This is a genomic window from Gordonia sp. NPDC127522, from assembly GCF_042672305.1.
Lineage (GTDB): Bacteria > Actinomycetota > Actinomycetes > Mycobacteriales > Mycobacteriaceae > Gordonia > Gordonia hongkongensis.
Window position 1 is genome coordinate 583,512 of the sequence record NZ_JBHXVK010000002.1, and the last position, 9,247, is coordinate 592,758.

The 9,247-nt window shown below is 71.2% G+C and carries 7 protein-coding genes and 1 pseudogene; 5 read left to right on the forward strand and 3 right to left on the reverse strand.

Annotated features, from left to right (window positions below; genetic code table 11):
- Nucleotides 1–20 precede the first annotated feature (20 nt).
- Nucleotides 21–698, forward strand: a complete 678-nt coding sequence (locus ACFVHY_RS06960) for a response regulator (protein WP_390270050.1) — start codon at nucleotides 21–23, stop codon at nucleotides 696–698.
- Between the two features lie 12 nt (nucleotides 699–710).
- Here the strand turns inward: ACFVHY_RS06960 and ACFVHY_RS06965 are convergent, their stop codons facing one another.
- The 3 genes from ACFVHY_RS06965 to trmB form a co-directional block, all read right to left on the reverse strand.
- Nucleotides 711–3,971 carry an MMPL family transporter gene (locus ACFVHY_RS06965; RefSeq protein ID WP_390270053.1) on the reverse strand — a complete coding sequence of 1,087 codons (3,261 nt, stop codon included), beginning with the start codon at nucleotides 3,969–3,971 and terminating at the stop codon, nucleotides 711–713.
- Nucleotides 3,972–4,189: 218 nt separating this feature from the next.
- On the reverse strand, nucleotides 4,190–4,861 hold the full coding sequence (locus tag ACFVHY_RS06970; protein WP_058252241.1) for an NYN domain-containing protein: 672 nt from the start codon (nucleotides 4,859–4,861) through the stop codon (nucleotides 4,190–4,192).
- Nucleotides 4,854–5,645, reverse strand: a complete 792-nt coding sequence (trmB, locus tag ACFVHY_RS06975) for a tRNA (guanosine(46)-N7)-methyltransferase TrmB (protein WP_390270056.1) — start codon at nucleotides 5,643–5,645, stop codon at nucleotides 4,854–4,856. Before trmB ends, ACFVHY_RS06970 begins: the two co-directional genes overlap by 8 nt.
- Nucleotides 5,646–5,867: 222 nt before the next feature.
- On the opposite strand from trmB, the gene ACFVHY_RS06980 reads away from it, so the two are divergent.
- The 4 genes and pseudogenes from ACFVHY_RS06980 to ACFVHY_RS06995 all read left to right on the forward strand — a co-directional run.
- Nucleotides 5,868–6,746 carry a hypothetical protein gene (locus ACFVHY_RS06980; RefSeq protein ID WP_390270059.1) on the forward strand — a complete coding sequence of 293 codons (879 nt, stop codon included), beginning with the start codon at nucleotides 5,868–5,870 and terminating at the stop codon, nucleotides 6,744–6,746.
- Nucleotides 6,743–8,290, forward strand: a complete 1,548-nt coding sequence (locus ACFVHY_RS06985; protein ID WP_390270062.1) for a hypothetical protein — start codon at nucleotides 6,743–6,745, stop codon at nucleotides 8,288–8,290. The genes ACFVHY_RS06980 and ACFVHY_RS06985 overlap by 4 nt, the downstream gene beginning before the upstream one ends.
- Entirely contained in the window at nucleotides 8,287–8,691 is a 405-nt protein-coding gene (locus ACFVHY_RS06990) for a DUF6802 family protein (protein WP_390270065.1), read from the forward strand. Before ACFVHY_RS06985 ends, ACFVHY_RS06990 begins: the two co-directional genes overlap by 4 nt.
- Before the next feature lie 212 nt (nucleotides 8,692–8,903).
- Nucleotides 8,904–9,247: pseudogene (locus tag ACFVHY_RS06995) on the forward strand (phosphoenolpyruvate carboxykinase); the annotation flags it as partial.

The following is a 9,247-nucleotide window of genomic DNA, read 5'->3' on the forward strand; positions in this document are numbered from 1 at the left end:
GGCGAAGGGAAGCATCGGGTATGAGTGCAGGCCGGAGTGACGAGGGGCGGACGCCGCTGCGGATCATGGTCGTCGACGACCACCCGATCTGGCGAGAGGCGGTGGCCCGCGATCTCGCCGACGAGGGATTCGACGTCGTCGCCACCGCGGACGGCGTGGGCAGTGCCGGTCGGCGCGCGGCCGCCGTCACCCCCGACGTGGTCCTGATGGACATGCAGCTGACCGACGGGACCGGTACGGAGGCGACGGCGGCGGTCCTGGAGGTCTCGCCGAAGACCCGCATCCTCGTGCTGTCCGCGTCGGGTGAGCGCGACGACGTCCTCGAGGCCGTGAAGGCCGGGGCCAGTGGCTATCTGGTGAAGTCGTCGTCACGCGAGGAGCTGGTGGACGCCGTCCGGGCGACCGCCGACGGCCAGGCGGTCTTCACCCCGGGGCTCGCGGGCCTGGTGCTGGGCGAGTACCGGCGCATGTCCCAGCAGCCCGACTCCGCACCCGCCGCGCCCGTGCTCACCGAGCGTGAGACCGAGGTGCTGCGCCTGGTGGCAAAGGGGTTGAGCGCCAAGCAGATCGCGCGGCGCCTGGACCTGAGTCACCGGACCGTCGAGAACCATGTCCAGGCCACCCTCCGCAAACTCCAGCTCGGCAACCGCGTGGAATTGACCCGCTACGTTCTCGAACACGGGCTCGAGGAGGAGTGAGCCGCCGAGCGGTCACTTCTGTGAACGGCTCCGCTTCAGCAGCTCCTGGACGCTGATCTGGCCGTCGTCACCGGTCTCGTCGGACCGGGCGTGCCGGTCGGTACGCGGCCGCCGGCGACGGTTCGACTCGTCGGCCGGGCGATCCTGCTCACCCGAGGCGGGACCGGCGTCGGGCCGCGCGGCGGCCGGGGTCGCGTCGGCGCTGAGTCCGCGCTCCATCGGCGACGGACCGTTGCTGCGTCGACTCCGAGACGACGGGGTCGAGGTCTCCGGGCTGACCGAGGCGGCCAGGGGGCGACGACCGGTCTCGTCGAGGGCGGGCCGGCGCCCGAGCGGTGAGCGCTGGCCGGTCGGCTCCGGCGTCGGCCGGGCGGTTCCGGGATTCGGACGCCCACCGGTCTCCGGCACCCGTGGCGGGGCGGACGGGGGAGTGACCGTCGGACGGTCCCCGTTCCCCGAGCGAGGGGTGGCGTCGCCGAGTCGGATGCCACCCTCGCCGAGGCTCCAGCCGCCGGTGTCGGGGCGATCACCCTTCGACACGGCAGAGCGGCGGTAGGGCGTCGCGGGACGGCGTCCGGCCGGTTCGGGGGCCCGGGCACCGGGTACGGGCGTGGGTCCGATGCGCGCCGGCGGCGTACGCGGCGGGGTCGGCGCAGTACCCGGGCGGCCGCTGGTGGTCGGCGGCGGACCCGAGGGGGACGGCGGAGTCGGGGTGGGACCGGAACCGGTGCGCTGGTCGGGGGCCTGGCCCGCCGGGCGGCCGTTGGTGAGCGGTCGGTCCGGGGCGGGCCGCGCCGGTGCGGCGGGGCGACCGACGGCGGCCGGCACACGACCCCGGGCGGGAACCGCGCCGGCGGCCGGTTGCCTGCGTGCCGCGGCCATCACCGAGGTCGGCGCCTCGGCCACCACGGTGCCCGCACTCATCGGACGGGCGCCGGCTCCGGCGTCGCGCTGCTCGTCGGGTTCGTCGTCGAGGACGGTCTCGCCGAGACCGATCTTGCGCTGGACCACGCGCATCCACCGCGGTGCCCACCAGCAGTCGTCCCCGAGCAGCTTCATCACCGACGGGACGAGCAGCATGCGGATCACTGTGGCGTCCAGGATCAGCGCGGCGATCATGCCGAACGCGATGTACTTCATCATCACGATCTCGGACAGGCTGAACGCGCCGGTGACCACGACCAGGATCGCGGCGGCCGCGGTGATGATGCCGCCGGTGTGCGCGGTGCCGCTGCGGATCGCCTCGGTGGTGCTCGCGCCCTTCTGTCTGGCCTCGACCATGCGGGAGAGCAGGAACACCTCGTAGTCGGTCGAGAGGCCGAACACGATGGCGATGATCAGCACGAGCACCGCTGCGAACAGTGGGCCCGGGGTGAAGTTGGCCAGCTCGGCGCCGTGACCGTCGACGAAGATCCACGTCAGGATGCCGAGCGTGGCACCGAGACCCAGAGCCGTCATGAGCGCGGCCTTGATCGGCAGGACGATCGAACCGAACTGCAGGAACATCAGCAGGCCGGTGATGAGGACGAGCATGACCGCCATCAGCGGGAGCCGTTGCATCAGCGCGTCGATCGAGTCCTGGGTCAGGGCCGGGGTACCCGAGACGTACATCGTGAGGCCCTCGGTGTCGATCGCGCGCAACTGCTCGATCGCCTGGGCGGCGGTGTTCCGGTCCACCAGACCCGCCGACACCTGGTAGACGCCCACGTTGGGGTACCGCTCGGCGTCGAACGACCCGAAGTCGGACTTGTCGGCGTCGCTGAACTTGTTGGTGAAGCCGGGGACCGCGTCGGCGCGCTGCGCGATCGCGTCGAGCTTGTTCTGGTCGGCCTGGCTCGACTCGTCGTAGATGATGACGAGCTTGATGGCCTCGGTCCGCTCGCTCGGGAAGTATTCGTCGAACTTCTCCTGCGCGACGCGGTTGGGGTTGTCCGGTGGCAGGAACTTCTCGCTGATCCCGCCGAACTGGATGCTGCCGAACGGGATGATCAGCGCGAGTAACAGGAGCACGGTGGGAACCGCGGTCTTGACCGGGTGCTTCATCACCCACGTCGCGAGTCGGCCCCAGAAGCCGTTCTCGACTTCCTGGCTGGTCTTCATGCGACCGCTGAATCGGTTCTGGATCGCCGCGGCGCGCTCCTCGCCGGAGAACCGCCGGGCCAGCGGAACGGCGGTGTACTTCATGACCGTGCTGATCGACAGCATGTTCACGCGGGGGCCGAGGATGCCCAGGATCGCCGGGAGGACGGTGATCGAGAGGATCGCGGCCAGCGACACCGATGCGATCGCACCGTAGGCGACGGATTTGAGGAAGCCCTGCGGCATGATCAGCAGACACGCCAGGGCGGCGACGATGATCGTCGCGGAGAAGACCACCGTCTGGCCCGCGGTCATCACCGTTCTTCGGACCGCGGCCTTCGTCGAATAGCCCTCACCGAGTTCCTCGCGGAAACGCGACACGATGAACAGGCCGTAGTCGATTGCGATGCCGAGACCGATCAGCGTGACCACCGACTGCGCGAAGATGTTGAGCTCGGTGGTGAGCGCGAGGATCTTCATGATGCCCAGCGACCCGGCGATGGTCAGACCGCCGATGAGGACGGGTAGGCAGGCGGCGACGACGCCGCCGAACACGAAGAACAGCATGATCGCCACCAGCGGCAGCGCGAGCACCTCGGCGCGGTGGATGTCCTTGTCCATGCCCTCGGCCATCGACCCGGCGACCGGTTGCAGGCCGGCGAGCTCGAAGGTCGTACCGGGCAGGTCGAAGCGTTCGGGTATGTCCTCGAAGAACGGTTCGATGGTCTTGTAGTTGTTGAGGACCGTCGTGTCGTCGTTCCCGGCGACGCCGATGCTGATGAAGGCGTGTCTGCCGTCCTCGGTGAACAGCCGGTCCTGCAGCGTGCTCTGCGCGGGCTGGACGAGGAACGGGTCGTACAGACCGGGATCGGCGCGCCCCACGATGTCGGGATGGGTCGCGATGAGGTCCTCGACGAACGTCTCGACCTTCGCGCCGAACGCCTTGTCGTCGACGCGGGTGCCCTCCGGCGGGGTGACCAGCAGGATGATGTCGGACGTGTGGTCGCGCCCCAGCGCCTGGTCGGCGTAGCGCGCACCGGTGTCGGACTCCGACGTCGGATCGAACCAGCCGCTCTGACTGAGGTGCTTGCCGAGATCGAGACCGTACAGCCCGAGTCCGGCCATCATCGCGATGAGCACCGCGATGACGAGGAAGCGCATTCGGTAGACGAATGTGCCGATGAACCGGAACACGCGATGTCCTTTCGTGTACGACTGGTCGGGCCTTCGGCGCCGTCGGCTCGGGGCCGCCGGTGGCGATTCTGTCAGTTTCCCGAGAGATCCTGACAGTGTTGCCTGAGTGATCCCTGAGGCGTGGGCCTCGGGGTCACGCGCGGCACACCCGTGTCGGCGTCGGATGCCGGGTCGCGGATCGCCGTCCGACGACCCCGGCGGGACCGTGACGCCGCAGGTCAGCGCAACAGTGCGCTGAGCGGGCGGAAGGGTGTGAGCCAGGCGCCCTCGTCGGGCAGGGAGTCCAGGCCGATGCGTGGCAGCGGCTCGCGGAACACGCCGGGGATGTCCTCGAGATCGATGAACTCCAGTTCTTCGGTGCTCAGTGCCCAGCTGGCGTGCTCGCGGAACCCGATGACGGTGACGGGCACGCCGTCGCCGACCACCTCGAGCAGCGGTTCGCGGAATGCCTGGCCGTCGGCGGACGCCACGATCACGCCGGCTAGTCCAACAGTGTGCCTGCGAAGTTCGATGTGGTCGAGCATGTCGGAGTCGACGTCGCTGTCGTCGGACAGCTTCGGCTTGGCGAACACGGCGAAACCGACATTGCGGAGAGCGTCCACCCACGGCCGGACGACGTCGGCGCTACCAGGGGCGATGTTGGTGAACACGGTGGCCTCGGGCTCGACCGCGCCGCCTCCGTCGGTGAGAGCGGACACATCCGCGGTCCGCTGCAGCAACCACCGGCCCAGGGCGTCGAACCGGGGACGGTGCGCGGCGGTGGGCCGTCCGCCGAGCAGGGCACCGAGGCCCATGTCCATGTTGGGCGCGTCCCACACCAGCAGCATGCGGCGCGTCCCCGTCTGGCCGGAGATGGTGTCGGCGAAGCCGGTCGGGCTGTGGTCACTCATGGCGGGCTCCCGTCGGGGTGTCGCCGGTCGTGGTGGCCGGCGGGATGGGCCGCGTGTAGACGAACTCGCTGACGTAGCGGCCCTCGCGCTCCGCGCGTCCCTCGAACTTCGTCGTCGGCCGCTGCAGCGCGATCGGCGACTCCCGCGTCAATTGCACGACGTGGGGGCGGTCGGCGTCCTGGGTGGCGAGCGCCTCCGCGATCCACTCCGCATAACCGGCGTGATCGGTCGCGATGTGCAGCACCCCGCCCGGGACGAGCCGGTCCGCGATCAGTTCCAGTGTGCCGGTCTGGACGAAGCGTCGCTTGTGGTGACGCGATTTGGGCCACGGGTCGGGGAAGAACAGCCGCACGCCGGTGAGGCTCGACGACGGGATGAGCTCGGTGAGGACGATGGCGGCGTCGCCGCGGATCAGGCGGACATTGGTCAGCCCGTTGCGGTCGACGAGGCCGAGGAGCTGGGCCAGGCCCGGCTTGTAGACCTCGACGGCCACGACGTCGACATCCGGTTCGGCCTCGGCCATCGCGGCGGTCGAGATGCCGGTACCGCTGCCGATCTCGAGGACCTTCGGGGCCTCGCGCCCGAACAGTTCGGTGAGGTCGAGTTGCGGCTCCGGGACCCGTTCCGGCCCGATCTCGAGGTCGCGGCCCAGCACCGGCCACAGTGTCTCCCAGTTGCGCTGCTGACCGGTCGTCAGCGTGCCGCGGCGGAAGCGGAAGCTCGTCACGCGGGGGTACAACCGGGACCTGTCGGGGCTGTTGTTCACGCGTCCATCGTTGCGCATCGTGCCGTCGCGGCGAAGTCGCGGGGGAACGGCGGCCCGGACGGCAGCGGTGCGGACGTGGACCCGCTCGGCCCCGCGAGGGGATGTGGAGCTGTCTCCGCCGTTCGCCCGGATCCCGATTATTCTCGGCCCTGTCGCGGTTCACGTGCGCCGATGCCCGGGGTGGCGGTGCGGTGGACGCGGGTCGTGGGAGGCGCAGGGTCGGATGGCGAGGAGGCTGCGGTGGGGGCACCGGTGAACGGTGGCCGGCGTGGCGTGCCCGCCGGGAGCGAGTTGTGGACGGCCGCCGAGCAGGGACGACTCGTCGACCTCGTCGACCCGGTGTCGCCGCTCGTGCCCGTCCTGGCCGGTGCGGGCCGGCGTTTCCTCCGTCCGTTGCACGTCCAGGTCGTCGGCCGGCCCGGGACCGGTCGGGACACGATGGCCCGTGCGCTGCGAGAACGACTGTCGCTCACCGTGATCGGGCCGGGTGAGGACGAGCAGGGGGTCGCCGACACCGATCTGTGGATTCTGGTCCTGGCCGGGCCGCCGCGGCGCGCCGACCGCGAACTCTTCGCGTCCCTCCCGGCCGACCGTCTGCTCGTGGTGCTCGGGAAGGCCGACACGCACGGCGACTGGGATGCGGCGGTCGCGGTGGCGGCGTCGTGTGCCGAGCGTCTGGACACGCCGGTGTACCCGGTCTCGCAGTTGCTGGCCTGCGCCGACCTCGACGACGCCGAGTTCGCCGCGCTGGCGACGATGGCGGCCGCGGGCGTCGGCCTGCCGTCGATGGCCGGCCGGTTCCTCGTGGGACGTCCGGGTTCCGACGAACGGTTGATGCGGCAGGGGTTGCTGCGCCGGCTCGACGCCTTCGGCATCGACACCGCGCTCGCGCTCATCGAGTCCCGTTCCGTCGTGGCCGCGAACGCCGAGGCCCTGAGCCGGGCGCTCCGCGACGCCAGCGGCGTTCCTGATCTCGCGGGACCGATCGGGGAGCGGGTCGACCGGATTCGACATTGGCGTGAGGTCGAGTTGCGCGCCCGGTTGGAGGAGGCGGCCGCGGCTGGGGTCGACCGCGCCGGTGCCGAGCGACTTCTGGCCGGGGCAGGAGCGGGCACATGACCGACACGGCACTCGCCGCCGCGCGGGAGCTGACCGGCTTCGACGCCGTCGGGGTCGACGCGGGCACCGACGTGCTGGTCGTCGGGACCGACGGAGTGGGCGTCCGCACGCTGGTCGAGGCCTGCCGGGCGCTCGCCCCGGACCTCGACATCGTCGCCCGCGGCGGGCGCTCGGATGCGCCGGCCGGTGCGGCGATCGTGGTCGTCGACCCGTCGTCGTCGGTCGGTGAGGAGGAACGACTCCTCGTCGAACAGATGCGCGCGCAGGTCGGGACCGTGGCGATCGTGTGCACGAAGATCGACGCGTTCTGGGAGTGGCCGCGGACCGTGCGCGCCCACCGGGCCGTCCTCGACCCGTTCGCGACGCTGCCGCTGTTCGGGGTGTCGTCGGTCGCGGCCCTCGAGGGTGCGGTGGACGAGTCGGGGATCGACGCCCTCGTGGAGTGGTTGCGTGAGACGACTCGCGCGCCGGGCGTGCTCCGCGCCGAGCGGGCACGCCTCGCGGCAGGACTCGGGGCGGTCGAGCACCTGCTGGGCGCGCCGACGAGCGACGCCGACGAGGCGGCGTCCGCACAGTCTGCCGTCGACGATCTCCTCGCCACGCGTCGCGAACTGGTCGCCGCTCGTGACCGCGGACGCCCGGACCGGTTGGCGGCGGTACGCGCCGGACTCGCGCGCGTCCGATCGCAGACCTCGGCGGAACTGCACGCCGGGGTGCGCGATCTGGCGGCGTCCGCCGCCGGCCACGCTCCCGCCGCGGATTCTGAGTACGGCGCCTGGGTCCGTACCGGCTGGGCCGCCCTCGCCGACGGCGTCCGTCGTCGCGCCGACGAGCGCGTCGACGCGGTCCGGTCGACCGCACTGGTGGGCCTGGACGCGGAGCCGTCGGCGGACGAGGACTGGCCCGCGGCGCCCCTCCACACCGAGCGGCCGAGCGGCCGGGCTCGGCGCGCAGGCGCCGAAGACGCGTTGGTGGTCGTCCTCGGGGCCTCGACCGGTCTCGGTGTGGGACGCCTCGTCGTCGCACCGATGGAGTCGGTCCAGACGTTGCAGTGGGTCAGCATGCCGCTCGCCCTCATCCTCGGAGTCGCGGTCGCGGCGTGGGTGATCCGTGTCCGGCGCAGTGCTGCGGAGCGTTCCGATCGCGAGGCACGCACCGCCGAGCTCCTCGCCGAGGCGCGGGTGACGCTCGATCACCAGCTCGCCCTGCGCGTCACCGCGGCCGAGACCCGGATCGCCGGCCAGATCGCCCGGGCGCACGAACGCCGGAACCGAGAGGTGGCGGTCGACGTCGCGCGCCTCGACGATGAGATCCGCCGACTGCGCAGCGGGGTCGGCGTCCGCGACGCACGAACCCGTCGCGAGCGCGCGGCGGAGGTCCGCCGTGCGCTGGTCGCGCGGTCGGAATCGCTCTGGGCGGGCGCCTCCCGCGGGGACGGCCCGGGTGGTGAACCCGACGATCCGGCGGGACGTCGAGAGGACCGAGGGCAGGACGACGGAACGGCCGGGGTCGCCCGGGCCGGCCACGACGACGGGAAGCAGTGATCTCGATGGACCCGATGTTCCCCGACGACCTCCCGGACCCGGCCCGCCCGGACGAGTCCTCGCTGTTCGGCGCGGCCGAGGGCGCCGACCCGCACTCGGCCGACTCGGTGGCCGCCCTGCACGAGACATCGGCGTCGGACGATCTGGACGAACACCTGTGGATGCACGACGACGGCCGGATCTGGGATCTCGGGCCCGCCGAGGTGGACACCGACAACGACGGCATCAACGATTCGCTCACCCGCAACGGGCCCGACGGGTTTACGGTGTACACGGACAGCGATCGGGACGGGCAGGTCGACAAGATCACCGAGATCGGTGCGGACGGCGAGTTCCGTTCCGCGGTCCTCGACCCGGATACCGGGAAGTGGATCTCCGGCGGATCGGGACGAATCGGCTGACACGTGACCGGCGCCCGACCCGGCCCGCTCCGCGCCGAGACCGAGCGCGCGCGATCACCAGGGACTTTCGTCACCTGTCCGTCGGGTGTGGGATAGACCGCACCTGGCGAACCCCGTGGCCTAGCGCCCGCTCGGTGGACGTATCCTTGACCGCGAGACGACCTGACAGGTGGCCATTCAAGCCGGCCACCACCTCGGAGGAGGCCCCAACGATGACCGCAGCCACCATTCCCGGACTGGACCCGAGTAGCGCTCCGACGAAGCACGCGGGACTGCTGGCCTGGGTGGCCGAGGTCGCCGAGCTGACCCAGCCCGACCGGGTGGTGTGGTCCGACGGTAGCGACGAGGAGTGGGAGCGCCTGACCGCCGACCTGGTGAAGGCCGGCACCCTGGTCAAGCTGAACGAGGAGAAGAAGCCGAACTCCTTCCTCGCCAACTCCGACCCCGCCGACGTGGCCCGTGTGGAGTCGCGGACCTACATCTGCTCGGAGAAGGAAGAGGACGCCGGCCCGACCAACAACTGGGTCGATCCCGCCGAGATGCGTTCGACGATGAC